Origin of the sequence: Pedobacter sp. AK017, assembly GCF_014200825.1 — a bacterium.
Classification (GTDB): Bacteria; Bacteroidota; Bacteroidia; order Sphingobacteriales; family Sphingobacteriaceae; genus Pedobacter; species Pedobacter heparinus.
Genome location: NZ_JACHCW010000010.1, coordinates 200,522 through 227,151, shown reverse-complemented (window position 1 = coordinate 227,151; position 26,630 = coordinate 200,522). Strand labels below are relative to the sequence as shown.

24 protein-coding genes and 1 tRNA gene are annotated in these 26,630 nt (G+C 41.3%); 8 read left to right on the top strand and 17 right to left on the bottom strand.

What is annotated here, in order from left to right; all coding sequences use genetic code 11:
- Positions 1 to 21: 21 nt before the first annotated feature.
- A complete protein-coding gene (pyrF, locus tag HDC92_RS16080; protein ID WP_015808875.1) occupies positions 22 to 852 on the bottom strand; it encodes an orotidine-5'-phosphate decarboxylase in 831 nt (276 codons plus the stop codon).
- Positions 853 to 1,155: 303 nt separating this feature from the next.
- On the opposite strand from pyrF, the gene rho reads away from it, so the two are divergent.
- Together rho and pssA are read left to right on the top strand one after the other, a co-directional pair.
- Positions 1,156 to 3,003, top strand: coding sequence for a transcription termination factor Rho (gene rho, locus HDC92_RS16075; protein WP_183875952.1), 1,848 nt, complete (start codon positions 1,156 to 1,158; stop codon positions 3,001 to 3,003).
- Between the two features lie 19 nt (positions 3,004 to 3,022).
- Complete coding sequence (gene pssA / locus HDC92_RS16070) at positions 3,023 to 3,706, top strand: CDP-diacylglycerol--serine O-phosphatidyltransferase (RefSeq protein ID WP_015808877.1); 684 nt, start codon at positions 3,023 to 3,025, stop codon at positions 3,704 to 3,706.
- A 26-nt stretch (positions 3,707 to 3,732) separates the two neighbouring features.
- On the opposite strand, the gene HDC92_RS16065 is transcribed toward pssA, so the two are convergent.
- Both HDC92_RS16065 and folK read right to left on the bottom strand, forming a co-directional pair.
- Positions 3,733 to 4,113 (bottom strand): Hpt domain-containing protein, encoded by a 381-nt coding sequence (locus HDC92_RS16065; RefSeq protein ID WP_015808878.1) that lies wholly within the window; start codon positions 4,111 to 4,113, stop codon positions 3,733 to 3,735.
- A gap of 17 nt (positions 4,114 to 4,130) precedes the next feature.
- A complete protein-coding gene (gene folK, locus HDC92_RS16060; protein ID WP_183875950.1) occupies positions 4,131 to 4,625 on the bottom strand; it encodes a 2-amino-4-hydroxy-6-hydroxymethyldihydropteridine diphosphokinase in 495 nt (164 codons plus the stop codon).
- A 57-nt stretch (positions 4,626 to 4,682) separates the two neighbouring features.
- Between folK and sppA the strand changes: the two genes are divergently transcribed.
- Genes sppA through HDC92_RS16035 form a run of 5 tightly spaced genes read left to right on the top strand, consistent with a single transcriptional unit; the run spans position 4,683 to position 10,308 of the window.
- Entirely contained in the window at positions 4,683 to 6,455 is a 1,773-nt protein-coding gene (gene sppA / locus HDC92_RS16055; RefSeq protein ID WP_183875948.1) for a signal peptide peptidase SppA, read from the top strand.
- A gap of 15 nt (positions 6,456 to 6,470) precedes the next feature.
- A complete protein-coding gene (locus HDC92_RS16050; protein ID WP_183875946.1) occupies positions 6,471 to 8,147 on the top strand; it encodes a DNA polymerase/3'-5' exonuclease PolX in 1,677 nt (558 codons plus the stop codon).
- Between the two features lie 19 nt (positions 8,148 to 8,166).
- Positions 8,167 to 8,775, top strand: coding sequence for a DUF4254 domain-containing protein (locus HDC92_RS16045; protein ID WP_015808882.1), 609 nt, complete (start codon positions 8,167 to 8,169; stop codon positions 8,773 to 8,775).
- Positions 8,772 to 9,839 (top strand): glycosyltransferase family 9 protein, encoded by a 1,068-nt coding sequence (locus HDC92_RS16040; protein WP_183875944.1) that lies wholly within the window; start codon positions 8,772 to 8,774, stop codon positions 9,837 to 9,839. Before HDC92_RS16045 ends, HDC92_RS16040 begins: the two co-directional genes overlap by 4 nt.
- Entirely contained in the window at positions 9,805 to 10,308 is a 504-nt protein-coding gene (locus HDC92_RS16035; protein WP_183875942.1) for a SixA phosphatase family protein, read from the top strand. The genes HDC92_RS16040 and HDC92_RS16035 overlap by 35 nt, the downstream gene beginning before the upstream one ends.
- On the opposite strand, the gene HDC92_RS16030 is transcribed toward HDC92_RS16035, so the two are convergent.
- The 5 genes from HDC92_RS16030 to HDC92_RS16010 form a co-directional block, all read right to left on the bottom strand.
- Positions 10,305 to 11,168 carry an AMP nucleosidase gene (locus HDC92_RS16030; protein ID WP_183875940.1) on the bottom strand — a complete coding sequence of 288 codons (864 nt, stop codon included), beginning with the start codon at positions 11,166 to 11,168 and terminating at the stop codon, positions 10,305 to 10,307. The genes HDC92_RS16035 and HDC92_RS16030 overlap by 4 nt on opposite strands.
- A 92-nt stretch (positions 11,169 to 11,260) precedes the next feature.
- Positions 11,261 to 12,502 (bottom strand): ATP-dependent Clp protease ATP-binding subunit ClpX, encoded by a 1,242-nt coding sequence (clpX, locus tag HDC92_RS16025; RefSeq protein ID WP_015808886.1) that lies wholly within the window; start codon positions 12,500 to 12,502, stop codon positions 11,261 to 11,263.
- 3 nt (positions 12,503 to 12,505) lie between these two features.
- Positions 12,506 to 13,198 (bottom strand): ATP-dependent Clp endopeptidase proteolytic subunit ClpP, encoded by a 693-nt coding sequence (gene clpP, locus HDC92_RS16020; protein WP_015808887.1) that lies wholly within the window; start codon positions 13,196 to 13,198, stop codon positions 12,506 to 12,508.
- A 182-nt stretch (positions 13,199 to 13,380) separates the two neighbouring features.
- The gene (gene tig / locus HDC92_RS16015) at positions 13,381 to 14,727 is read right to left on the bottom strand and encodes a trigger factor (protein ID WP_015808888.1); all 1,347 of its coding nucleotides are present in this window, start codon (positions 14,725 to 14,727) and stop codon (positions 13,381 to 13,383) included.
- Between the two features lie 70 nt (positions 14,728 to 14,797).
- Positions 14,798 to 14,879, bottom strand: a tRNA-Leu gene (locus HDC92_RS16010).
- Positions 14,880 to 15,273: 394 nt separating this feature from the next.
- Between HDC92_RS16010 and HDC92_RS16005 the strand changes: the two genes are divergently transcribed.
- A complete protein-coding gene (locus HDC92_RS16005; protein ID WP_183875938.1) occupies positions 15,274 to 15,483 on the top strand; it encodes a hypothetical protein in 210 nt (69 codons plus the stop codon).
- An 11-nt stretch (positions 15,484 to 15,494) separates the two neighbouring features.
- Here the strand turns inward: HDC92_RS16005 and HDC92_RS16000 are convergent, their stop codons facing one another.
- The 9 genes from HDC92_RS16000 to HDC92_RS15960 form a co-directional block, all read right to left on the bottom strand.
- Positions 15,495 to 16,325 carry an ABC transporter substrate-binding protein gene (locus tag HDC92_RS16000; protein WP_183875936.1) on the bottom strand — a complete coding sequence of 277 codons (831 nt, stop codon included), beginning with the start codon at positions 16,323 to 16,325 and terminating at the stop codon, positions 15,495 to 15,497.
- A gap of 12 nt (positions 16,326 to 16,337) precedes the next feature.
- Positions 16,338 to 17,609, bottom strand: a complete 1,272-nt coding sequence (locus HDC92_RS15995) for a glucose-1-phosphate adenylyltransferase (protein ID WP_143715761.1) — start codon at positions 17,607 to 17,609, stop codon at positions 16,338 to 16,340.
- Positions 17,610 to 17,621: 12 nt separating this feature from the next.
- Positions 17,622 to 19,028 (bottom strand): glycogen synthase, encoded by a 1,407-nt coding sequence (locus HDC92_RS15990; protein ID WP_015808892.1) that lies wholly within the window; start codon positions 19,026 to 19,028, stop codon positions 17,622 to 17,624.
- A gap of 95 nt (positions 19,029 to 19,123) precedes the next feature.
- Complete coding sequence (locus tag HDC92_RS15985) at positions 19,124 to 20,374, bottom strand: sulfate adenylyltransferase subunit 1 (RefSeq protein ID WP_015808893.1); 1,251 nt, start codon at positions 20,372 to 20,374, stop codon at positions 19,124 to 19,126.
- Positions 20,374 to 21,279, bottom strand: coding sequence for a sulfate adenylyltransferase subunit CysD (gene cysD / locus HDC92_RS15980; protein ID WP_183875934.1), 906 nt, complete (start codon positions 21,277 to 21,279; stop codon positions 20,374 to 20,376). Before cysD ends, HDC92_RS15985 begins: the two co-directional genes overlap by 1 nt.
- Before the next feature lie 12 nt (positions 21,280 to 21,291).
- Positions 21,292 to 21,996 carry a phosphoadenylyl-sulfate reductase gene (locus tag HDC92_RS15975; RefSeq protein WP_183875932.1) on the bottom strand — a complete coding sequence of 235 codons (705 nt, stop codon included), beginning with the start codon at positions 21,994 to 21,996 and terminating at the stop codon, positions 21,292 to 21,294.
- A gap of 2 nt (positions 21,997 to 21,998) precedes the next feature.
- Positions 21,999 to 23,495, bottom strand: a complete 1,497-nt coding sequence (locus HDC92_RS15970) for a TSUP family transporter (protein ID WP_183875930.1) — start codon at positions 23,493 to 23,495, stop codon at positions 21,999 to 22,001.
- 5 nt (positions 23,496 to 23,500) lie between these two features.
- A complete protein-coding gene (cobA, locus tag HDC92_RS15965; RefSeq protein ID WP_015808897.1) occupies positions 23,501 to 24,292 on the bottom strand; it encodes a uroporphyrinogen-III C-methyltransferase in 792 nt (263 codons plus the stop codon).
- Positions 24,289 to 26,382 (bottom strand): HEPN domain-containing protein, encoded by a 2,094-nt coding sequence (locus HDC92_RS15960; protein WP_183875928.1) that lies wholly within the window; start codon positions 26,380 to 26,382, stop codon positions 24,289 to 24,291. The genes cobA and HDC92_RS15960 overlap by 4 nt, the downstream gene beginning before the upstream one ends.
- Between the last annotated feature and the right edge of the window lie 248 nt (positions 26,383 to 26,630).

Genomic DNA, 26,630 nt, shown 5'->3' with positions numbered 1-26,630 from the left:
CCACAAAATAGATGAAGTATTTTAAATTAAACCGGCAGCTAATAATATTTGTTCCATCTCCTGCTGCAGTTTCAATGCTTCTGCTCTTGCCTTTTCAGCAAAATCCTCCCCATTCCCTGCATAGATAATCGACCTGGCCGAATTTACCAGTAAACCACAGCTGTCATTTAACCCGTAGGTGCAAACATCGGCAAGGCTTCCTCCCTGTGCACCAACACCAGGTACCAGTAAAAAATTATCTGGCGCAAGCCTCCTGATATTTTTAAACTCTGCCCCACGGGTAGCACCTACTACATACATCAGCTGCTCACTGTCTGCCCATGCTGAAGAAATGCGGATCACCTCTTCATACAGCTTTCCTTCAGGCGTTTGGTGCAACTGAAAATCACTATGCCCAATATTTGAGGTTAAAGCCAGGAGGATCACCCATTTATCCTTATGGTTTAAAAATGGTCCAACAGAATCTTTGCCCATATAGGGCGCCACAGTAATGGCATCAAAACCCATCCCCGATTTCTCCTTGTTAAAAAATGCATCGGCATACATGGCCGACGTATTGCCAATATCACCTCTTTTTGCATCTGCAATAGTAAAGATATCTTTAGGAATATATTCCCAAGTCCTGATCAGCGTTTCCCAACCCTTCAACCCCATCGATTCAAAAAAAGCAGTATTGGGCTTATAGGCAACACACAGATCTTTTGTCGCATCGATGAGCTGTTTATTAAATTCCAGTACCGGATTGTCATATTTTAGCAGGTGTCTTGGAATTTGTTCCATTACAGGATCAAGGCCAACACACAAAAAAGATTTCTTGGTTTTAATTTGCTCAAATAGTTGCTTCTTATTCATCTGGGGGTAAATTTTGGACACAAAGATGTTAATTTTCAAACTGATTTAAACCCCTTCACCGTACTTTTAATGTAAATTATTATAAACAATTTTAACTTTTTCTTGGAGATTAGATTTCAAATACATACAATTGCACCATAATTCTCTAAAGTTTATCTGACCATTCCAGAAAATCTCATAAAATTTTGTTTTATAACGCCTTTTATAATTGCATTTTTTGCGCTGTTCAGTTGATATCATACTTTGCTATCAATCATAAAAATTTAGAAAACAACACATTTAAAATTTCTCTACATCCATATAATGTTTAATAAAACAGAATTAAATGAAAAACTCACTGCTGAATTGCGTGAGATAGCAAAAAATCAGGGCATTCTAAATGCCGATGAATTGCGCAAGGCTGAACTGGTCGAAATCATTGCTCAAATAACCGAGCAGCAAGCCGAAGCAGAAGCTACTCCCAAAGAAGCTCCGGTAAAAGCTGTAAAAACAAAAGCTGTAAAGGAAAATGCAGCAAAAAACAGCCCTGTTAAGAACAGTGGGAACAAAGCGCCCGTTCAAAAAGAATTGCCTAATGATGAAAATACTTTGACAGCAGATTCTGCTAAAGCAGCTCCGTTAAAAGAGCGCCCTGTAAAGGAACATTTAGCAAAAACTAGCGCAGCCAATAACCCGTCAAAAGATGCCCAGGGTGATAAACCGGCTAGAAAGAGAATCCGCATTGCACCAAAGGAAGCAGCTGAAGAAAATGTACAAAGGCCATTTAACCGGGCTTCTTTGTTTGAGCCCCATCCTGTAGCTGAAGCTTACAAACAGGAGACACTTTTTGAAGCACCTGTTGAAGTTGTAACTGAAGAAGCTCCGGCAGTAACACCAGCGGAAACAACAGTACCTTCTTTTCCAAACGAAACTAAAAACCCTGCACATCCGGCAAACCAGGACAATAAAAAACAGCGGCCACTGGAAAACAAACCTAAAAATCAAAACAGCAACGGCAACCATAAGCAAAACGAAAACAGCTACTCCAATCTTGATTTCGACAATACCATTACCAACGAAGGTGTTTTGGAAATTATGCCTGATGGATATGGCTTTTTAAGATCTGCCGACTACAATTACCTTTCTTCGCCGGATGATATTTATGTATCACAATCGCAGATCAAATTGTTCGGTCTGAAAACAGGTGATACCGTAAAAGGAAGCATCCGGCCACCAAAAGAAGGTGAAAAATACTTTCCGCTGGTAAGGGTTGAAACCATCAATGGCCGTTTGCCCGCTGATGTGCGTGACCGTGTTCCTTTCGATTACCTTACCCCATTGTTCCCTACTGAAAGGTTAAATCTTTTTACAGAAACAAATAACTATTCCACCCGTATTATAGACCTGTTTACACCTATAGGTAAAGGACAACGTGGCTTAATTGTAGCCCAGCCTAAAACTGGTAAAACAAACCTGCTGAAAGAGGTAGCCAATGCCATTGCTAAAAACCATCCTGAAGTTTATCTGATCATTTTATTAATCGATGAGCGTCCGGAAGAGGTAACAGACATGGCCAGAAGTGTAAGGGCTGAAGTAATTGCCTCTACTTTTGATGAACCGGCAGAACGCCACGTTAAAATCGCCAATATTGTACTCGAAAAAGCCAAACGTCTGGTAGAATGTGGCCATGATGTAGTGATCCTGCTCGATTCCATTACCAGATTGGCCAGAGCTTACAATACAACGGCCCCTGCCTCAGGAAAAATCTTGTCAGGTGGTGTTGATGCAAATGCCCTTCACAAACCTAAGCGTTTCTTTGGTGCAGCACGTAACATCGAAAAAGGTGGCTCATTAACCATACTTGCTACTGCTTTAACAGATACAGGATCGAAAATGGATGAAGTGATCTTTGAAGAATTTAAAGGTACTGGTAATATGGAACTTCAGTTAGATCGTAAATTATCTAACAAACGTATTTTCCCTGCTATCGACATTACAGCTTCAAGTACACGCCGCGACGATCTGTTGCACGACAGAGATACTTTGCAGCGGGTATGGATCCTGCGCAACCACCTGGCAGACATGAACGCCCAGGAAGCTATGGAGTTTGTTCAGGCTCAAATAAAAGGCACCAAATCCAATGAAGAATTCTTAATTTCAATGAATAGCTAATTGAAAAGGATTCTTTTTCATGATCAAAAAACATATCCCAAATGCCATTACCTGTGCCAACCTGTTTTCAGGTTGCATAGGTATTGTCTACGCTTTTAACGGGGCTCTTGAAATAGCAGCCTATTTTGTCCTCCTTTCAGGAATATTTGATTTTTTTGATGGTTTTGCAGCAAGGTTGCTGCATGTAAAATCCAACATTGGAAAAGAGCTGGACTCTCTGGCCGATATGGTCAGTTTCGGCTTCCTTCCTGGGGTAGTAATGTTTCAATTGCTAAAAACAAGTGATTGTACTTTCCCATATTTGCCTTATCTTGGTTTTATCATCACCGTATTTTCTGCCCTCAGACTTGCTAAATTTAATATTGACAGCCGCCAGACCGAAGATTTCATTGGCCTGAATACACCAATGAATACCATCTTTATAGTGTCCTTACCCTTTATTCGTAAAGATTATCCTTTAATTGTTGGGTCTGCCCCTTTATTGTTCGGGCTTACCTTAATACTCAGCTGGTTGCTGGTTAGTGAAATAAAAATCTTCTCCCTCAAATTCAGTTCGGCCACCTGGGCAAAGAACAAAATAAAATACATTTTCCTGCTGCTCTCAGCAATACTGGTCATATTTCTTAATTTTTCTGCCGTACCGTTTATACTGCTGCTTTATATCGGACTGTCTTTTCTCCATTTCAGGAATACACCTATATAAAAATACTAAAAATCGGGTATAATGATTTAAAGCTGTTTTTCCAGCTCTGCTTTAGCCTCATCCAGTTGCGTATACAGATGCGCTACAAAAGCACTGATTTCCTCAAATGCCTGTGGCAGCTCCTCTATATTTTTAAGGTCTCTTGCATTGTTTTCCATCATTTGCATGTGTTCTTTGGCGTCTTCACGACCTACATAAGCAAAAGTGGGTTTTATTTTATGGGCACAGTTAGATGCTCTTGGCCAATCTTTATCTGCAATAGCCTGCCCAAGATCAGAGATATACAAAGGTGTTTGAAGCTTAAACATATCTATCATCTCTATGATAAATTCCGCGCTGTCCCCAGACATATCTCTTAAATAAGACAGATCCAGAGGATCATTATTTTTCTGTAAGTTTACCATCATAGACAAAAATAATGAATTTATACTTTTGATACTGACAAATTATCACTTAATCTTTCTAATATTTCCGATACAGTAAGCTTAAACACCGGATGAATGCTGTCAGGCGCGATTTCGGCCAGGGGCACCAAAACAAATTTTCTATGCTGCATCTGCGGATGCGGAATCTGCAATTGACTTCCATTATCCACAATTTTGCTGCCAAAAAGCACAATATCGATGTCTATCAACCGGGAACCCCACTTTTCATGTCTCACCCTACCCAGATCAAGTTCAATCTGCAAAACCATCTCAAGTACCTGAATTGGACTAAGCGCGGTATTAACGCCAACGGCAACATTCAAAAAAGCCGGCTGGTCTTCTTTCCCCCAGGCCGATGTTTCATAAAAGGCAGATGTTAAAAATACTTGCCCAATACGTTTGTCAATTTGCTCAATAGCCTCTTTTATCAATTCACTCCTATCTCCCAGGTTACTTCCAAGTAACAAATAAACATTTTCACTATCCAATTGCATATAAAGATCCGAGGCTTTTTTTTATTTACCTTTACAAATTAAATATTTACCTGGCAGATGAGAGAATTTTTTAAATATGTTTTTGCTACAGTGGTAGGCGTAGTCATTTCACTGGCCTTATTTTTAGTATTTTTTATACTATTGATCATCGGAATTGTTAAAACATCCCTAAAGGAACAGAAAGTAAGTGTAAACAGCAATTCTGTACTTTTGCTTAACCTGGACCAAAGCATAACTGAACGCACCGCTGACGATCCTTTGTCAAGATTGCCCCTGGTTGGCTCAGATGAGGATAAAAGCATTGGTTTTAACGATGTGATCCGTGCGTTGCAAAAAGCCAAAACAGACGACAACATTAAATGTGTTTACATCAATGTAACCTCACCTCAGGCGGGTTTTGCTACCATGCGTGAAATCAGGGATGCACTGATTGATTTTAAAACAAGTAAAAAGAAAATCATAGCCTATAGTGAGGTTTACACACAGGGAGCCTATTACCTGGCTTCTGCAGCCGATAAGATTTATTTAAATCCCGAAGGTGCACTGGAGTTTAAAGGCCTGAAATCTGAGACCATGTTTTTTAAAGGTGCACTGGATAAACTTGGCATCGAAGCCCAGATTGTGAGGGTCGGTAATTATAAAAGTGCTGTAGAGCCTTTCTTTGCAGAAAAAATGAGCGACAAAAACCGCGAACAGGTTACGGCCTACCTGCATGGCCTATATGATACTTTTCTGGAAGGGATAGCCAAAAGCCGTAACATCAGCACCGAAACGCTTTACCAGATTGCAGATGATTATAAGATCAGGCAGCCTCAAGACGCTGTTGCCTATAAAATGGTGGATGAGCTGAAATATAAAGACCAGATTATTGATGAACTCAAAACATTAAGTGGAAAAGAGAAAAAAAATGATCTCACAACCATTTCTATTAATGACTATGCCAGAAATGTTGTTAAAGACCAGCCTACTTCCGCAAGCCAGAAAGTAGCCATAATTTACGCCAATGGCGACATCATGGGTGGCGATGGCTCCGATCACCAGATTGGTTCGGAACGGATCTCCAAAGCCATTCGGAAAGCCCGTCTTGATACCGATATCAAAGCTGTTGTTTTAAGGGTAAATTCACCAGGTGGCAGCGCTTTGGCCTCAGATGTGATCTGGAGAGAAATTGTACTCACCAAAAAGATAAAACCTGTTATCGCTTCATTTGGAGATGTAGCAGCCTCTGGAGGCTATTACATTGCATGCGCGGCCGACTCCATATTTGTACAACCCAACACCATAACCGGATCTATTGGCGTATTTGGTGTTATTCCTAATTTCCAGAAATTATTTAATGATAAACTTGGAATCACCTTTGATGGTGTTAAAACCGGAAAATATGCAGATATCATGAGTGTGGACAGACCCATGACTGCAGGTGAAAGGCTGATTGTACAAAATGATGTAAACCGGGTATACGATAGTTTTATTACCCGTGTGGCAGATGGGCGTAAAAGAACAAAAGCTTACATAGACAGCATAGGTGGTGGCCGTGTTTGGGTTGGGACTGATGCAGTCAGAATTGGACTGGCCGACAGAACAGGTAACTTTAATGATGCCATAATTGCCGCAGCTAAAAAAGCTAAAATAAAAGATTACAGTATTGTGGAATATCCTGAAATGCGGGATCCCTTTAAATCACTGATGGACAACACAACAGATAAGATAAGAACTTATTATGCCAAACAAGAGCTTGGTGCGAGCTATCCTATCTATCAGCAAATAAAATCAGCTGTATCCAGATCAGGAATCCAGACCAGGATGCCTTTTGAAATTAAAATACAATAAAACTTCCTGATTAAAATGGAAAATAAAACCATTGCACGCACACTTCGGCTACTTTCTCAATTGATGGAACTACACAATGAGAACCCTTTTAAAATTAAATCTATTGCTAATGCTGCATTTAAAGTAGATAAATTACCGTACCCCGTTAAAGGGAAAACAATTGAAGAAATCTCCCAGATTGATGGTCTTGGAAAAAGTATCTCGGCAAAAGTCTGGGAATTGCTGGAAACAGGTTCAATGACCGAACTGGAGCAAATATTGGCCCAAACACCTACAGGAATTGTCGAAATGCTGGGCATTAAAGGCATAGGACCAAAAAAGATTGCTGTCATCTGGAAAGACCTGGCCATAGAGAATATTGGCGAGTTATATTATGCCTGTAATGAAAACAGGCTGATCGAAGCCAAAGGCTTCGGATTGAAAACACAGGAAGAGATCAAAAAGATCATAGAATTTAAAATGGCTGCCTCGGGCAAATTTCTATACGCCCAGACTGAAAGCCTGGTAAACAAGCTATACGCCGACCTGGCTATATGGTTAAATACCATTAGCGGTGATCCCTTACTTGGTATAGCCGGAGCCTATCGCCGCTGCCTGGAAATCATAGAAGAAATTGAATTGCTCATCGGTGCCGAAACCCTGGAAGAAATACATACTAAAATAACCACCTTTGAGCCCCTGGTATTTGAACAGCAAACAGATGGAAATTATTTGGCAAACAGTCCTTTTGGCTTAAAAATAAAACTTTATATAGTCCAAAAATCAGATTTTTACCTGAACTGGTTTAAGCTTACCGGTAATGAGCAACACGTAAATGAAGTACTGGCGCTGGCAGGATCAGATGCTTTTACATCGGAACAGGAAATCTACCAAAAAGCTGGTCTTGCTTACGTTGAACCTGAGCTGAGGGAAGGACTGAATGAAATCCAGCTGGCCAAAGAAAATAAACTCCCTATACTCCTTACTGATGCCGATCTGAAAGGCAGCCTGCACAACCACTCTACCTGGAGCGATGGCGTACATACCCTGGAGGAAATGGCTGTTTTTTGTAAGGACAACCTGAGACTGGAATACCTGGGCATCTGTGATCATTCCAGATCCGCCTTTTATGCAAACGGACTAAACGAGCAACGGGTATATGCTCAGCACCAGGAAATCGAAGCTTTAAATGCAAAACTTGCGCCCTTCCGTATTTTTAAGGGTATAGAAAGTGATATCCTGAACGATGGCTCTCTGGATTACAGTGATGAGATCCTCAAAACATTTGATTTTGTAGTAGCCTCTGTACACAGCAATCTCCGCATGGATGAACAGAAAGCCACGGCACGGTTAATTAAAGCCGTAGAAAACCCTTATACTACCATTTTAGGACACCCTACGGGCCGGCTATTGCTTAGCAGAAAGGGTTATCCTATTGATTATGCAAAAGTTATAGACGCCTGCGTGGCCAACAATGTAGTGATTGAGATTAACGCCAATCCATTGCGTCTTGACCTCGATTGGCGTTGGCACCGTTATGCCCTGGAGAAAGGTGTATTGCTTTCCGTAAACCCGGATGCACATAGAAAAGAAGGGTTTCATGATATGCACTATGGTGTCTTGATCGGCAGAAAAGGTGGCTTAACTGCAAAACAGTGTTTAAATGCTTTATCCTTGCAAGATATTGCTCAATACTTCGGTAATAAAAAATAGTTATCCTTACCTTTGAGTTATGATTAGTAAGCTTTGCAACAGAATATTCGGAGAGGCAATCCATGATTATCACATCCATAACCATATAGATCAGCCTATAGAAAATCCATATCGCATCAGCTCTATTGAACACCTGCTTTATTTAAAATGTTGGATAGATACCGCTCAATGGCACATGGAAGACGTAGTCCGTAATCCGGAGATCGATCCGGTTGAAGGACTGCAATGGAAAAGACGCATTGATGCTTCTAATCAGGAAAGGACGGATGTAGTAGAATACATAGACAGCTACTTTTTGGAAGAATACAAAAATATAAAGCCAAATGCAGATGCGAAGATCAATTCTGAAAGTCCGGCATGGGTAATAGACCGCTTATCGATCCTTGCTTTAAAAGTATACCACATGACTGAAGAAACCGTCAGACCTGATGCTACCCAGGAACACCGGGACCTTTGTACACAAAAGCTTAACATTCTGTTAAACCAAAGAGCCGATCTTTCCAATAGCTTAGATGAATTGATACAGGATATTGAAAACGGTACAAAGTATATGAAAGTATACAAACAAATGAAAATGTATAATGACCCCAATCTTAATCCTGTTCTTTACAACACTAACCATGAATGAGGGGCAAAAATAAAATACTGGTCATCCGTTTCTCGGCCATGGGAGATGTAGCCATGACCGCTCCTGTTTTAAAGGAATTTATGCGGGAATATCCGGATACGGAATTGCTGATGCTGAGCCGCAGCTTATTCCAGCCTTTCTTTAATGATATCCCCAATTTAAATTTTTATCCTTTCGAACCCAAACAACAGCACAAAGGCTTTTTGGGGCTCATTAAACTCTTTATAGCACTCCGAAAACAAAAAATAACTGCTGTTGCCGATCTGCACAATAACCTCAGAAGCAGAATAGTAAGCCTGCTCTTTTTTATTACAGGAGTAAAAACAGCCAGGATAGACAAGGGCAGAAAAGAGAAAGCAGAACTTACCCGCAGGGAACAAAAAATACTCAGACCCCTTAAGCTTACAATAATCCGTTATGCAGAAGTATTCAAAACTTTAGGTTTCCCTTTTGGACTGCAAAACAAATTAACTGAAAGAAGGCCTCAAACCTTAACCCCAGCTGACTTTCCCTTTATCTCTTTCCCAAAAACACAAAAATGGATCGGTGTAAGTCCCTTTGCCCAGCACCTGCAAAAAGTGTATCCTCTGCAAAAAACAGAGACCGTACTATTGGCACTGGCCAACTCAGGACACCAGCTTTTCATATTTGGTGGTTCTTCAGAAGAAGAACAGATAGCTATGGAATGGGAATGTAAACATAAAAACGTTACTTCAGTAGTCAGAAAAATCAAACTCGAAGATGAGCTAAAGCTCATTTCAAACCTGGATGTGATGTTGAGTATGGACTCTTCCGGCATGCACCTTGCTGCTTTAAAAAATATCCCGGTTGTATCTGTATGGGGTGCCACCCATCCTTACATAGGGTTTTTAGGCTATGGCCAATCCATAAAGGATGCGGTACAAGCAGATCTCTATTGCAGGCCATGCTCTGTTTATGGAAATGTTCCATGTTACCGCGGCGACTTTGCCTGTATGAACAATTTATCAGAATCGGTTGTTATAAATACTGTACTCAATAAACTCAGCAATGGCGAAAAAACTACTATTGGTCAGACACGGTAAATCAGAATGGGGGAATGCACATCTTGCAGACTTTGACAGACCACTAAACCCCAGGGGGCACAGAAATGCACCGGAAATGGCCGCAAGATTACTGCAAAAAGACCTGGTTCCGCAACTCATCGTAAGCAGTCCGGCTTTAAGGGCCATTACCACTGCCAAACATTTTGCACAAGCCTGGAAAAAATCAGCAGAACAAATAAAAGAAGAGGCTTCAATTTATGAAGCAAATGTCAAAACCCTCTTGAAAGTAATCAATAGGTTCAATAACAGGTATGACTATATTGCTATTTTCGGGCATAATCCAGGATTTACAGACCTCGCCAATTACCTCAGTGATGCCGATATTTACAACATCCCTACCTGCGGTACTGTATTGATAGAATTCCCTTTCGACGAATGGGAACTGGTAAGCCACCATACCGGCAGGCTGCTCCAGTTCGATTATCCTAAAAGTCTTAACGAAGATTAAAAATGCAGGTGCTTAACTGTAAGCCCGTTATTGATCAGCTGCTTCAGGGAATCAATGCCTATCCTTAAATGTGTTTCCACATAAGTGGATGTTACATTACTGTCGCTTTCCGTTGTTTTAACCCCTTCAGGGATCATCGGCTGATCTGAGACCAGTAATAACGCTCCTGTGGGTATCTTATTGGCAAAACCAGTGGTAAATATGGTAGCAGTTTCCATGTCCACAGCCATCGCCCTTAAAGTTTTCAGGTATTTTTTAAAAGCCTTATCGTGCTCCCAAACCCTGCGGTTAGTGGTATAACAGGTTCCAGTCCAGTAATCCCTCGAATGGTCACGTATTGTGGTTGATATTGCCTTTTGTAAAGCAAACGCAGGTAATGCAGGTACTTCAGCAGGTAAATAATCATTGGACGTCCCCTCACCTCTTATCGCCGCAATAGGCAGGATCAGGTCGCCTAGCTGGTTCTTCTTTTTCAATCCGCCACATTTACCCAAAAACAATACTGCCTTCGGGCTGATTGCCGTCAGCAAGTCCATCATGGTTGCAGCCATCGGGCTTCCCATACCAAAATTTATAATGGTAATCCCGTCAGCTGTTACACTTTGCATAGGTTTATCCAGCCCCATAACCGGTGCATTATCGTGCCATTCAGAAAACATCTGTACATACTTACTAAAATTAGTGAGCAGTATGTACTGGCCAAAATCTGCTAATGGCCTTCCTGTATATCTGGGCAGCCAGTTTTGTACAATATCAGCCTTTGATTTCAGGCCAGCCTTTACCGGCGATTCCACTTCTTTTATCTTCTTTACTTTTCCTCCCTTTTGTTCTTCTTTTTTTACATCTTTTTCTTCATTCATATCTATTCTCCTTTTATTATGCTTTGCAGCGAACCAGCTGATCGCCTAAAACAAGTTAAAAAAAAATCCCCGGTAAACCGGGGATTAAATTTCTAAGCAGCTTTTAACTTTTTAAAGTCGGCCTTCTCAAACTTTTCAACCGCATAATCGAGTGTAATGCTCAACTCCTTGACACTGGTATCAGAAGGGATCTCGAACATCGCATCCAGCATAATGGCCTCACAAATAGAGCGCAAGCCCCTTGCACCAAGCTTATATTCCATCGCTTTATCTACTATAAAGTCCAAAACTTCGTTATCAAATGTAAGTTTCACATTTTCCAGTTCAAACAATTTTACATACTGACGGAACAGCGAGTTTTTAGGCTCGGTCAGGATGTTGCGCAATGCCTGCTTATCCAATGGGTTCAGGTGGGTTAAAACCGGTACACGTCCAATCAGTTCCGGAATTAAACCAAACGATTTTAAATCCTGAGGCGTAATATATTTATAAAGGTTTTTAAGATCCAGTTCAGCGTCGTCCTTTTTAACCTTATAACCTACTGCCTGGGTACGCAGCCTGTTGGCAATTTTACGTTCTATGCCATCAAAAGCCCCTCCGCATATAAACAGAATGTTATTTGTATTTACCGGGATCATCTTCTGATCAGGATGTTTACGTCCGCCCTGTGGTGGAACGTTTACTACCGTACCTTCTAATATCTTCAGTAAAGCCTGCTGTACGCCTTCACCAGATACATCCCGGGTAATAGAAGGATTATCACTTTTACGTGCCACCTTATCTACCTCATCAATATATACAATGCCACGTTCTGCCGAAGCCACGTCATAATCAGCAGCCTGTAACAATCGGGTAAGAATGCTCTCCACATCTTCACCAACATACCCAGCCTCTGTAAGTACCGTTGCATCACATATACAGAAAGGTACATGTAATATCTTGGCAATAGTTTTAGCCAGTAAGGTTTTACCTGTACCCGTTTCACCTACCAACATGATATTGGATTTTTCAATCTCAACCTCATCACCCTTGTCTACTTTCTGACTTAACCTTTTATAGTGGTTATATACCGCCACTGCAAGCACCTTTTTAGCATCATCCTGACCAATTACATACTGGTCAATATGAGCTTTAATTTCCAGGGGCTTTAACAGCGTGATCGAAGTATCTAAAGCTTTCGATTTTTTACTCCCCAGCTCCTGTACCAACAGCTGATTGGCCTGGGTTACACACTTATCGCAGATAAATGCATCCAGTCCTTCAATAAGCATTAGTGTATCCTGCTTACCTGAGCCGCAAAAAGAGCAACGGGATTCTTTGTTTTGTTTAGCCATTTTTTAGTCTTTGTTGCTAGCACCTAGCACTTCATCAATCATTCCGAAGCCTTTTGCTTCCTCAGCCTTCATCCAGTAATCACGGTCTGAAGCCTTTTCTACCCACTCATAGCTCTGTCCCGAATGGTTTGAAATAATATCGTATAATTCTTTCTTCAATTTAAGCATTTCCCTCAGGTTGATCTCCATATCAGAAGCTACCCCCTGTGCCCCGCCCGAAGGCTGGTGGATCATCACTCTTGAATGAGGCAATGCCGCACGTTTACCTTTAGCACCGGCAACCAGTAAAACGGCCCCCATTGATGCGGCCATACCTGTACAGATGGTAGCCACATCAGGTGCAATATACTGCATGGTATCATAAATACCCAGGCCTGCATATACTGATCCACCTGGTGAGTTGATGTAGATCTGAATGTCCCTGTTGTTGTCTGTCGACTGTAAAAATAGCAATTGTGCCTGGATGATATTCGCATTTCCATCATAAATGGCATCTCCTAAAAAGATGATACGGTCCATCATCAAACGGGAAAACACATCCATCTGAGCAACATTAAGCTGACGCTCCTCAATAATATAAGGTGTCATGGCTTTGGGTGAATTATTGGTAGCACCAATATAACGGTCTACATTTAAACCATTTATACGGTGATGTTTAACTGCGTATTTTCTAAATTCGTCTTTATCTATCTTCATGATCTCTAATTGTTATTTTAATCACTATCTATTTTCTTCACCAATAGTAATAAAACTAAATTGGTAATTTATTGTGGTATTGTAAAATTTGAATTCGTTTTTATATAAATAAGGCGACCTTTTAAAAGGCCGCCTTATTCATTCATGTTATCCTATTAAAACTCTGCAGTATTAAACTGCGCTTATTTCAATTCTGTAAATTTATTATAAGCTATTTCTTTTTGGTCCAAAGTAGCAACTGATTGAATGTAATCAAAAACTTTGATGGCTTTAACCTCATCAAAAATGCGGTTAGCATTGTCTTTTTCTTTCAGAAAAGTAGCCGTATACTGTGCCAGTTGGTCTTCAGGCATCGGACTTGGGCTATACATTCTGAATTGCGCATCCAACCGTTGTTTAGCCGTTTGAAACACATCTTCATACTTAATCTCGATGTTGTTGTCTTTGATCAGTTTATTCTCAATCAAAGTCCATTTCAGGTTCTTGGCAAAATCGTCATAACCTTCAGTCAGTTCCTCATCCGTTAATTTTTCGTTGGTTGCTTTTAGCCACTTACGTAAAAACTCATCCGGCAATTCCATTTTTACACTTTCAATCAGTTTGGTATAAATGTCGTTCTGCAATTTGCGGTCTGCATCCTGCTTAAACATACTTTCAATTTCCTCAGTGATCTTAGTTTTAAAACCAGCCTCATCTGTTACTACACCTGCACCAAACAATTTATCAAAGAACTCCTGGTTTAAATCAGCTTCCTCTAAACGGTTTACATTTTTAACCGTTACACGGAATTTAGACTGTAAATCTTTCGCATCCTCTTCGCTGATGTTTAACAACTTGGCAATTACCACCTCGTTTTTATCAAAAGCTTTTTGAACATCAAGTTCTACAACATCATCTTTCTTTAAACCAATCAAAGATTTTAATATCTTTTTATCAGTAACCTGATCCAAACGAATAGATCCGGTTGCAGTAATGCCACCTTCAAAAACTGAACCATCTGCCGAAAGTTGTGTTAATTCGGCATAAAGTACATCATCGTCTGCCGAAACTTCCGGATTTGTCATTTTGCCATAGCTTTTGCGGATGTTTTTGATCCTTGCAGCCAGCGTTTCTTCATCGGCCTTAACTACATATTGTGTAAACTTATCCTTTGAAGTAATGGCAACTTCAATAGCCGGGGCAAGCCCCAGTTCGTAATCAAATTCAAATTCGTCTGTATAGTCCCATTTAAACTCTTTGGTATCGTCCATTACAGGTAAAGGCTGACCCAGAATTTCAACTTTATTATCAGTAAGGTGTTTATTTAAAGTCTCGCTTAACAAATTATTGATCTCTTCAACAAGAATACTTCTGCCATACATCTTTTTGATATGGGCGGCAGGAACCATTCCTTTACGGAAACCTGGAAGGTTTGCTTTCTTAGCCTGTTCTTTAATAGATTTATCAACCTTTTCAGTGTAATCCTCAGGCGCAATCTTAATTTTTACAACTGCATTTAAGTCGTTAATTTTTTCCTGTGTAATGTTCATCTTTCTGAATCAATATTTGTATTAATGTCTTTATATAAAAATTCCCCCGTGTTGCGGGGGAATTTTGCTGTGCGGAAGAAGGGACTCGAACCCCCACGCCGTGAAGCGCCAGATCCTAAGTCTGGTGCGGCTACCAATTACGCCACTTCCGCAGTTAGGATTTATTAAGGACTGCAAAGATAGAGATTCTTATCAAAAGTCAAAAGGGTTTTTAATTTATTTTTAGGCACTTTCGTTAATGCGCTGGTTTACAGCAAAAACTTTTTCAATCCTATTATATTGAGTTACAATTCCGTCTGACCGGCGTTTAACACGCCTCTAACAACGCGAGAATTGTCAGCAGATAACCAGATCACACAGTTGTTACCATGCAGAAAATCAAAAAAACCCCGTATATATAGCTAAAAACAGGAAATCAGGTTACATAATTTAATTATAACAATATTATACATATATTTTTGTTAATTATTTATATTTGACGTCATGGATGATGGCAAGTATTTAATAAGTACCAAGGGTATATTTGAAAATTATAACAATGAGGAAATGCGAACCCTGCTATGGGAGATGTATAAAGGCTGGTTTTTACATAATGCAACGGAGGTTGACAGTGACAGGATGATAGACATGCTTTTATTTTATGATGAATTAAGGGACTTAATTGCCCAGATCACCAAAAATGAGACTATCTCGAGTTTGAATCAACTTCAGCAGACTTCAGTTCCCGACCCAGCAAATACTTCTTCGCTGGGCTAAGTAAAACACACTTATAATTCGCTTCCCCTTCCGGGCCTGGCCGGCCCTGTAATTTCGGCCTGAAGCTGGAACAGGTATTGTACCGCTTTCACTAAACGGCTTCCGTACCAGGAAAACATCTCACCATCTACCAGCAATACCCTGGCTGCGGGCATTGCTTTCTTAATCTCTTCGAGATGTTTTTCCTTAAAAGGATAAGGTTCAGAAGAAAGAAACACCAGATCTGGCTTTAACAGCCCCAGGTTTTCCAGGTCAGTTTCAGGATACCTGTTTTGCTTAATCACATTCCGCAAACCATTCAGGGTTAGCAGATGATCTATAAAAGTATCCGGACCAGCCAGCATATAAGGTTCCCTCCAGATCAGGTAAGCTACAGATTTATCAATGCCGTGCTGTAATGCCAGGGTCTGCAGGTCATTGAATCCTGCACTGATCAGATGTACAAGATAAGCAGCTTCCGGCTCCCTGTTTACCAATGCTCCAATATGTGCAATGGCTGCTTTGGCATCTTCCAGCGTATATATATCACTCATCCAAACCGGAAACTCTTCCATTAAAGCCTCAATCTGCAACTGTTCATTTTCCTCTTTATTGCCGATGATAAGGTCTGGCTTCAGGTCCCGGATCAGATCCAGATTTAATTTTTTGGTTCCCCCAACCTTTATCTTTGATGCAAATTGTGCTATCGGATGAATACAAAATTTGGTAATGCCCACAACCTCAGTATCCAGTCCCAGATCAAACAGCAGTTCTGTCTGGGAAGGCACCAGCGAAATGATCCGTTTTGGCGGATAATCTACCTGTATTGTCCGACCTAATTGATCGGTGAAACTACGTTGCATAAAGCAATTACTTTAAATCACCGTTCCATTGGGTATCACTGCGCCTTTTTTTACCACCACAATTCCATCTTTAACTGTATATAAAGGATGGTCGCCATCAGGTAAATGATCACCACCAATGATCTGTACATCATTACCTATCCTGCAGTTCTTATCTACCAGTGCATTAACAATTTTACACCTGTCGCCAATACCGATCAATGGCTTCTGTTTTGCAGTCTCCTCCTCAATCTCTGTAAGGGTCTGGTACCTGTCGCTACCCATTACATAAACATTTTCAATAACCGTACCTATCCCTATTCTGGAACGGATACCAATTACTGCATGTGAAATTTCTGCGGCCTGCAAAATACAACCCTCAGCAATTACAGCCTTATTTAAAGTAGTTCCCAATATTTTAGAGGGGGGCAGCATCCTGGCCCTGGTAAATATACTTTGGTGACTGTCGAACAGATTAAATTTAGGGATATCATCTGTAAGCCCAAGATTGGCTTCAAAAAATGAAGAAATGTTACCGATATCTGTCCAGTAACCTTCATACTGAAAACTCAATACCTTATTGTGTGCCATAGCCCTCGGAATAATCTCCTTACCAAAATCCTTTTCATCAGGATTATCGATCAGTATTTTTACCAGCAAATCCCTGTTAAAGATATAAATACCCATTGAAGCCAGGTAATCCCTACCCTCAGCATGCATCTCTTCACCTGTATCAGACGACCAGTCGGGCAATAAAGCAGCAGCAGGTTTCTCTATAAAAGAAGTAATAAAACTATCTTCGTTCACCTTTAATATACCAAAATCAGTGGCATCCTTGGCTGTTACCGGAATAGTAGCAATACTCACTTCAGCCCCTTTTTCAACATGGGCCTGAACCATTTTATTAAAGTCCATCTGGTACAGCTGGTCTCCTGACAAGATCAGCGCATATTCAAACTCATGATTTAACAAATGGTGCATGGTTTGCCTTACCGCATCAGCCGTTCCCTGAAACCAGGTTGGGTTCTCAGGCGTTTGTTCTGCGGCAAGAATATCTACAAATGCAGCACTGAAATGACTAAAATGGTAAGTATTTTTAATGTGTTTATTTAATGATGCCGAATTGAATTGTGTTAAAACGAACATCCTGTGTATCCCCGAATTCAGGCAGTTAGAAATTGGAATATCTACCAAACGGTATTTCCCTCCTATCGGTACCGCTGGTTTAGAGCGTGTTTGTGTTAATGGCGCCAGCCTTGAGCCCTGGCCACCGCCAAGGATCACTCCCAATACTTTGTCAGTCATGTTCATCCTAGTTTAAATTTGGTATAGATCAATATATTGCTGCGCTGCCCTATCCCATGAGTGGTCCAGCTGCATCATAAACTTACGTATTTCTTTTACTTTTTTTTCATCTGAGTACAACTCATAAGCCCGGCCAATGGCATGCCCTACATCCCAAACACTGGTCTGGTCATGACAGATACCAAAACCACCATCGCCAATATCAATTACGGTATCTTTCAATCCCCCTATTCTTCTTACAATTGGAATGGTGCCGTACCTTAAGGCATACATCTGGTTTAAACCACACGGTTCTACCCTGCTAGGCATCAGCAAAAAGTCTGCCGCAGCATAGATCTGATGCGACAATTGCTCATTATACCCGATATAAACATTATAATTTCCCGGAAAAGCTTCCTTTAAATGTGATAAACGCCCTTCAACCTGTGGATCGCCCGAGCCCAGTACCAATACATTAATTTCTTTGTTATAGGTAAGCAGTGCATTGTAAAATATATCGGGCAACAGATCAGCTCCTTTTTCTCCTACTAACCTGCCGATAAAAGTAAACAGCGGTTTTTCCGGATCAAGGTTAAAAACAGCACAAAGTGCAGCTTTATTAATCTTTTTACCTGCATCAACAGTACGCAAAGTAAATTTCTTTTCCAACATCGGATCCGTCTGTGGATTCCAGACTTCATTGTCAATGCCATTTAAGATCCCGGCAGATTTACCCCTTTCCTGGGCCAGCAGATCTTCCAGCCCATTGGCTTTAAAACTGATCTCATCCAGATAGCTTGGTGAAACAGTAGTTACCCGCCAGGCACATTTTATCGCTGATGCCAAAGGGTTAATACTTCCTTTCCAGTCCAGCTGTCCCGATTTCCACAAATCAAAAGCAGGAATGTAATGTAGTTTATCCCAACCAAATTGTCCCTGGTACTGTGCATTGTGTATGGTTAGAACGGTAGGAATCTGGCTCAGGCTTCTGAACTGCAGACAGTAAGCCATCATAAAAGGTACCAGGCCGGTATGATGGTCATGACAATGCACTACATCAGGGCGATGTTCCCATTGCGCAATCCAGTCCAGCACTGCAATCTGGTAAGCCAGGAAACGTTCCGTATCGTCATGATAACCATATACCTGTGGCCTGTCCAGTAAACCAGCTATATGTACCAGGAACAGATCAAAACCCAGTTTATTTGTCTTCTCCCTAAAAATCCTTACTGTAAAATCACGAAAGCCAAGTTTACCCCAGCCATCATAAACCACCTCAAATTCATTCTCCTGCATAAATTTAGTCTGGTACGCAGGCATTACCACCTTAGCTACATGTCCAAGTTTATTCTGATACTTTGGCAGGGCGCCTACTACGTCGCCCAAACCACCAACTTTAGCAATTGGATAACATTCTGCACTAAGGTGTATGATCTCCATAATCTGAGGGTTTAAAATTACCTCAAAATAGGGATTAAGAAACGTAAAGCAAATATTTGACAGAAAATATTTTGCAAGACACCCAGTAATAAAACCTAATCTGCTATAGCCCTGAACATCAACGCTGCAACCGTCAAATTGGTTCTGCTGTCTATCAATATAGCCGCACCATTGGCTTTGTTGTCACCATAAAAATCAAATGCAAGTTCATCAGCAGTCTTCAAAATCACCCTGCCTATGTCATTTAACCGAAATTCATAAGCCTGCTGTTTTTCCAGTGTATTGATGTCAACTTTGTACACAATTTCGCTGATCTTACACTTGGTAACCTTGCTGTTGTGCTGCAATAAATAGGTGATGTTCTCATCAAGCGGACGTGCATCCATCCAGCAAACATCTGCTTCTATCAGTCTGGAATTTTGCGGCAAATGGTCAGAATTCACCAAAACATCACCCCTGCTAATGTCAATATTGTCTTTCAGGTGAAGCGTTACCGACTGCCCGGCAAAAGCTACCACAGGTTGCTGGTCAAACAGCTCTATTCTTTCGATCACAGAACTGCTACCAGATGGCAATACCGTAACCTTATCATCCACCTTAAATTCGCCACTTAAAATCCTGCCTGCATACCCCCTGTAATCGTGCAGTTCCTCCGTTTGCGGCCTTACTACCCATTGTACCGGCATACGGGCCAGATCAGATTCAGCACCCGTTTCCACATCTACCGTTTCCAGGAAGTGCAATAAGCTACGGCCTTTGTACCAGGCCATGTTTTCAGACTCATTTACTACATTATCACCTTTCAATGCACTTACAGGAATAAAATTCACATCCTTCAGGTTCAGTTCAGCAGCAAGGGCCTTGTATTTATCTGTAATGGCAGTAAATACAGTTTCGCTATAGCCTACCATATCCATCTTGTTTAAACAAACTACCACATGCTCAATACCTAATAACGAAACCAGGTAGGAATGACGGATCGTTTGTTCTACCACACCGTTTCTGGCATCAATTAAAATGATAGCCAGTTTAGCGGTAGAAGCACCGGTAACCATGTTACGGGTATATTGTATATGTCCTGGAGTATCTGCAATAATAAACTTACGCTTATCCGTCTGGAAATATTTATAAGCCACGTCAATGGTAATTCCCTGTTCACGTTCTGCCCTTAAGCCATCCGTTAAAATGGCCAGGTCAATTGTTCCGTCATCATTTTTGCGGTTACTTTGCTGTAAAGCTTCCAGCTGATCGGCAAGAATGGAGTCCGTATCGTATAACAACCGTCCAATAAGTGTGCTCTTACCATCATCAACACTACCCGCTGTAAAAAATTTAAGTATATTCATTAAAAGTATCCTCCCTTTTTGCGGTCTTCCATAGCAGCTTCCGAAACTTTATCGTCCATGCGGGCTCCGCGTTCACTAATTTTTGATGCACTGATCTCCATGATGATGTTGTCTATCTCATCTGCATCCGATTCCACTGCAGCAGTACAACTCATATCACCTACAGTACGGAACCTTACTTTTTTATGTTCCACAATATCCTCTTCATCCATATTTAAAAATGGCGAAGCAGCCATCAGCTGTCCGTTACGGGTAATCACATCCCTGTAATGTGCAAAATAGATAGAAGGCAGACCAATATTTTCCCTTTTGATATAGTTCCATACATCCAGCTCCGTCCAGTTACTGATCGGGAATACCCTTACATTTTCCCCTTTATGGATCTTACCGTTATAGATATTCCACAATTCCGGGCGCTGGCGCTTAGGGTCCCACTGTCCAAATTCATCCCTTACAGAGAAAATACGTTCCTTGGCCCTTGCCTTTTCCTCATCCCTTCTTGCCCCGCCAATACAGGCATCAAAACCATGCCAAGCAATAGTATCCAGCAAAGTAACTGTTTGCAAAGCATTCCTGCTTGCATTTTTGCCAGTCTGTTCCACTACCTTACCCTGGTCAATCGATTCCTGAACACTACCTACAATCAGTTTTTCACCTAAGCGGGCCACCATATTGTCACGGTAAATTATCGTTTCCTCAAAATTATGGCCGGTATCAATATGTACCAGTGGAAAAGGAAATTTACCAGGTCTGAAGGCTTTTTCCGCCAGTCTAACCAACGTAATAGAATCCTTACCACCAGAAAACAACAAGGCAGGCTTCTCAAATTGCCCTGCCACTTCACGTAAGATGTGAATGGCCTCGGCCTCTAATTCATCTAAATAATCTAAATTATATTTACTCATATGCTGTTGCAATTATTGAGTGGCATGCAAACCACATTCCTTTTTCGATTGATCTTCCCACCACCATCTTCCGGCCCTGAAATCCTCACCTTCGCGCACAGCCCTGGTACAAGGCGCACAACCTATGCTTGGAAAACCTTTATCGTGTAAAGTATTATAAACGATATTATTTTTTTTGATATATTCCTTCACTTCCGCTAAAGACCAGAAAAAGATAGGGTGAAATTTGATCAGCTGGTTTTGCTCATCCCATTCCAGGTTGGCCATATCGTGTCTGTTTAGCGATTGTTCGGACCTGATCCCGGTAACCCATAGATCGTTCCCTTTTAAAGCTCTCCTTAAAGGCTCCAATTTACGAATACCGCAGCATTCTTTTCTGTTTTCAACAGATTCGTAGAAACTGCTTGGTCCCTTTTTATCCACCATTTCCTGTAAAGCTTCTGCCTGTGGAAAATAAGCATGAATGGGCTTTTTGTAAATTTCTAAAGTACGGTTCCATACATAATAAGTTTCCGGAAACAGTCGGCCTGTTTCCAGTGTAAAAACCTCAATAGGAAGATCATTGGCAAAGATCATATGTGTAATCACCTGGTCCTCCCATCCAAAACTTGTAGAAAACACAATTTTACCAGGATACTCGGCAGCAAAGAACCTCAAGGCCTCAACCGGATCAAGATCCTTTATTTTTTCTGCTATTTCTATTAATTTTTCCTTCATGACTATACTAATTCGAGAATAAATTTGACGATGCTGCGCAGACTCACCAGAACCACCAGGATACCTACCGATACCATAATTGTTTTAGCAGAGATCCTGTTGGAAACCTTTGCCGCTATGGGCGAGGCCAGGGCACTTCCAATCACCAAACCTGCAACAGCCTCCCAATGTGCACCATTCAGCATGGTGATAAAAGTAAGTGAGCTCATCAGTGCTATAAAAAAGCGGGTGATTTTTACGGTACCTAAAGAGAAACGTGCATTTCTTCCACCCGCGATTAAGCTTGACAATACAATTGAACCCCAGCCACCACCACCAACAGCATCAATAAAACCACCAAAAAGCCCCAGCAAACCAATCTTTTTAATCTTATTTTTTCTGACTGCACTTTTACGGTTAGCCTGATAGGCTTTAGACAAAATTACAAAACCCAATATTAAAGTATACAAAGAAACTATTGGTTTGGTATAATGGCTGTAATGTTCCAGTGAAGACAACAGGTAAGCACCCGTTACTGCACCAATAATACCTGGTATCAGCAAGAGCTTAAACAGTTTCCAGTTCACATTTCCAAAACGGTAATGCATCCAGCCGGCAATGCCATTGCTTAAAATTTCTGACAAATGTACTCCCATACTTGCTGATGCAGGTGGCACACCCATCGCCAGCGAAAAGGAAGTAGAGGTTACACCATACGACATCCCTATGGCGCCATCTATCATTGCAAAGATGAAACCACCCAGCAAAAACCAGTAAAACATCGGGTTAATATTGGCTACAAAAGCCTGAAATTCGGGTTCCTTATGCCAAAAAGCTGCCACCACTATAGCAAAAGCAAATACGATGGCCAGCCATATCAGCCATTTCATTTTACCCAATTTAGGCTTTCCATCACTTACAACCACTCCTTCAACCGAAGCTTTTCCTTCAACCAGGGCCGATGTCACTTCATTTAGTTTTTTTACTTTTGCAGCAAAATCGCCATTCAATGTATTTCTAAGTGCCTGCATGTTTTGCAGGGTATCGTTCAATTCGCCTGGCAAGCCATTGTTTAGTACTTCTTTTAAACGTTTGGCTATAGTGGGCGATTTACCGTTTGTAGAAATGGCTATTTTTAAATCCCCTTTTTTAACAACCGAGCCAAGATAAAAATCGCAGAGTTCCGGCTTATCGGCAAAGTTGACCAGCAAATTGCGCTGACTGGCCTGTATCCTGATCTCCTGGTTCAGCAGTTCATTATTCGTAGCTGCAATTACCAGGTCTGCCCCGTTTAAATCTGCAGGTTCAAATGGTTTTTGCAATACATTTACTCCTTCATAACCATCAGCAAGTGTTTGCAATTGCGGTAAAACATCAATTCCAATAACAGTAACCTTTGCCTCCGGACTGTTATCCAGCAATGCAGAAAGTTTTTCTAAACCGATAGGACCAGCGCCTACCAATACGGTATGAATGGTATTCAGTTTGATGAAGACAGGAAATAACTGGTTGCCTTCCATCTGACTTATATCTCTTCTTTTAATGCCTGATAAAAATCCCTGATGGGCTGAAATGAAGGATGTAAAGAAACCACCTCACCAAAAACAAGTAAAGCTGGTGCTTTAATCCCCTTTTCTTCAACCAGTTCAACAATGGTATCCACTATGCCAACTGCAAGTTTTTCATTTTCAGTAGAACCACTTTGGATAGCAGCCACCGGCAGTTTATTTTTACCTTCATTCTGAAACAGTTTAACAATCTCTTTCAGTTTACCAAGTCCCATCAATACCACCACCGTAGCTTTAGACCTTGCGGCCTCATACAAGTCGTTAGAAATATGTCCGGAAGCTGTCGTACCTGTAACCACCCAAAAGCTTTCGCTCAGGCCTCTGTGTGTAACAGGAATCTGCTGCAATCCAGGCACAGAAATAGAACTGGATAAACCAGGGATCACCGAAACCGGGATACTATAGCCGGCAGCATAATCCAATTCTTCATAGCCTCTGCCAAAAACAAAAGGGTCACCACCTTTAAGCCTGACCACATGGCCATAGTTCAGTGCATAATCTATCATCAATTTATTGATCGCATCCTGACCATAAGAATGTTCACCAGATCTTTTGCCCACATATACCTTAATGGCATCTGCATTGGCATAATCCAGCACCCCCTCATTCACCAGTGCATCATACAATACCACATCAGCAGATTTAAGTGCATTGGCACCCTTTATAGTTAACAGTTCCGGATCACCGGGACCAGCGCCAACAAGGGTTATCCGCGGTTCTCTTTTATTTATCTTTTTTTCGATGATCATGACACTTTTTCCTCTCTTTGCGATTTAATACCTGTATAAAAATCTTCCAGCGACTTCAAATAGGCAGTTGCAAAAGCTTCCGTAGGTTCATTTTTGTTAATTTGTAATACCAGGTCATTAAATGATCCTTCCAGTTTTACTTCTCCTGTTTGTACGTAATGGTTATCAAACTCCCTGATCACGCCAATTTGGGTACTGCTGTTTACACCCTTATCCAGCAATAAAGCTTTAGCTGCACTTACATAAACCGCATAAGTATGGTAAATGGCATCAGCCCAGGCACCAGCCGAATAAGAAGCCTTTGCCCATTCCAGTTTCTCATCCGATTCCAGCAGCAAAGTGGCTACCAGGTCAATTACCACACCAGCACATTCACCCACACCAATGGCGGTTACAAAAGTTTCTTCGTGCCCCCAGTCTACAAATTCCTCATCTTTCAAATTGCTCAGGTCGGCCAGCGGTTTCAGCAGCTGGTAAAAATAATCTTTAGTCTGCCTGTCATAATAAGCGTGGAAACTTTCATTGTCCAGGCTATTGGCAGCAAAATCGTTCAATAAGTACCTCAATACATCGGTAGCGCGTTTAGAAGGGGCCTTAATTACCCTTTCAGCTACACGTCCTTCACCATCACCTACTGTACCACCACCCAGCATTACCTGCACTGCAGGCACCACTTTACCATTGGCTTTTACAGAACTTCCGTGGAAACCAATGTGCGCCAGTCCGTGCTGCCCGCATGAATTCATGCAACCACTTATTTTAATTTTAAGGTCTTTATCATAGATCAGTTCCGGATATTCTTCATAGATCACCTCCTCCAGGGCTACCGACAGCGACATGGAATTGGAAATACCCAGGTTACAGGTATCCGTTCCTGGGCAGGTGGTTACATCAGCAACACTATCAAAACCCGGCTTTGCAAAACCAAGTTCTTTTAACGCAACGTATAATCCTGGTAAAGCGGCTTCGCGGGCAAACTTTAACATTAGTCCCTGATTTTGTGTAACCCTGATCTCATCAGCCACATAAGGGCGGATAGCCTCAATTAATTTACGGGCATCTTCGGTAGGGATATCACCCTTTGTCACTTTAATATATACAGCGTAAAAACCTTCCTGTTTTTGTGGGGTTACGTTGGTGGCCCGCCAGTGCTTATAGTCGAGGCTCTCTTTTACCTCATCCAGAACCGGATAATCGATCAGTTCCGGCACAGTGGGCTGTGGCACCGCATCGCGATCTATTTTGAAAGACTTAACTTTATTCGCAGTACGTTCTTCTTCAATTAACCTTAATACTTCTTCCAGTCCCAGTTTTTGCACCAGATATTTTAAACGGGCCTTATTGCGGTTGGTACGTTCTCCATAACGGTCAAACACCCTTAGCATCGCTTCAGCATAAGGAATAATCTGGTCTTCATGTAAAAAATCGTGTACCAGCTCGGCCAGAAAGGGCTGCGCTCCTAAACCACCACCTAACAATACCTTAAAGCCACGCTCTCCTTTTTCGTTTATTTTAGGAATGAATCCAAGATCGTGGATATAACTAAAAGCAGTATCCCGCTCATCAGATGAAAAAGAAAATTTAATTTTCCTGCCCATTTCCTGACAAATCGGGTTGCGCAAAAAGTAGCTGAAAAATGCATGCGCATAAGGCGAGACATCAAAAGGTTCATTCAAACTGATTCCGGCATCCGGCGAAGACGTTACGTTCCGTACCGTATTGCCACAGGCTTCACGGATCGTTACATCATCCTGTTCCAGTTCTTCCCAAAGCTCAGGTGTTCTGTCCAGGCTCACATAGTGGATCTGGATATCCTGACGGGTGGTCAGGTGCAGGTTCCTGCTCGCATATTTATCAGACACATCAGATATCCGCAGGATCTGTTTAAAAGTTACCTTACCAAAAGGCAACTTAATGCGGATCATTTGAACCCCCGGCTGTCTTTGCCCGTAAATTCCACGTGCCAGACGCAGACTTCTGAATTTTTCATCATGGATTTTACCTTCGCGAAATGCCCTGATCTTTTTTTCCAGATCAATAATGTCTTTTTCGACAATAGGATTCTCTAACTCTGTCCTAAAACTTTGCATACTAATTGGTCTTATTTAAAAAAAGCCTCTCTGTCCGGTTAAGACTGGAGAAGCTTCAATATCTTATCTCAACAGTCCATATTCTTACCTCAACATGCAGGGCACATTCAGGCAAATCGGGCTGTTGTTAGTCTTGTTCATAAAGCAAATATATAAAGTATACAGGAATAGTAGTACATACTTTTGTAAAAAACCTGTAATAAACTAATTTACAGCTATTTATTTTATCCTGCAAATATAGTACTTCT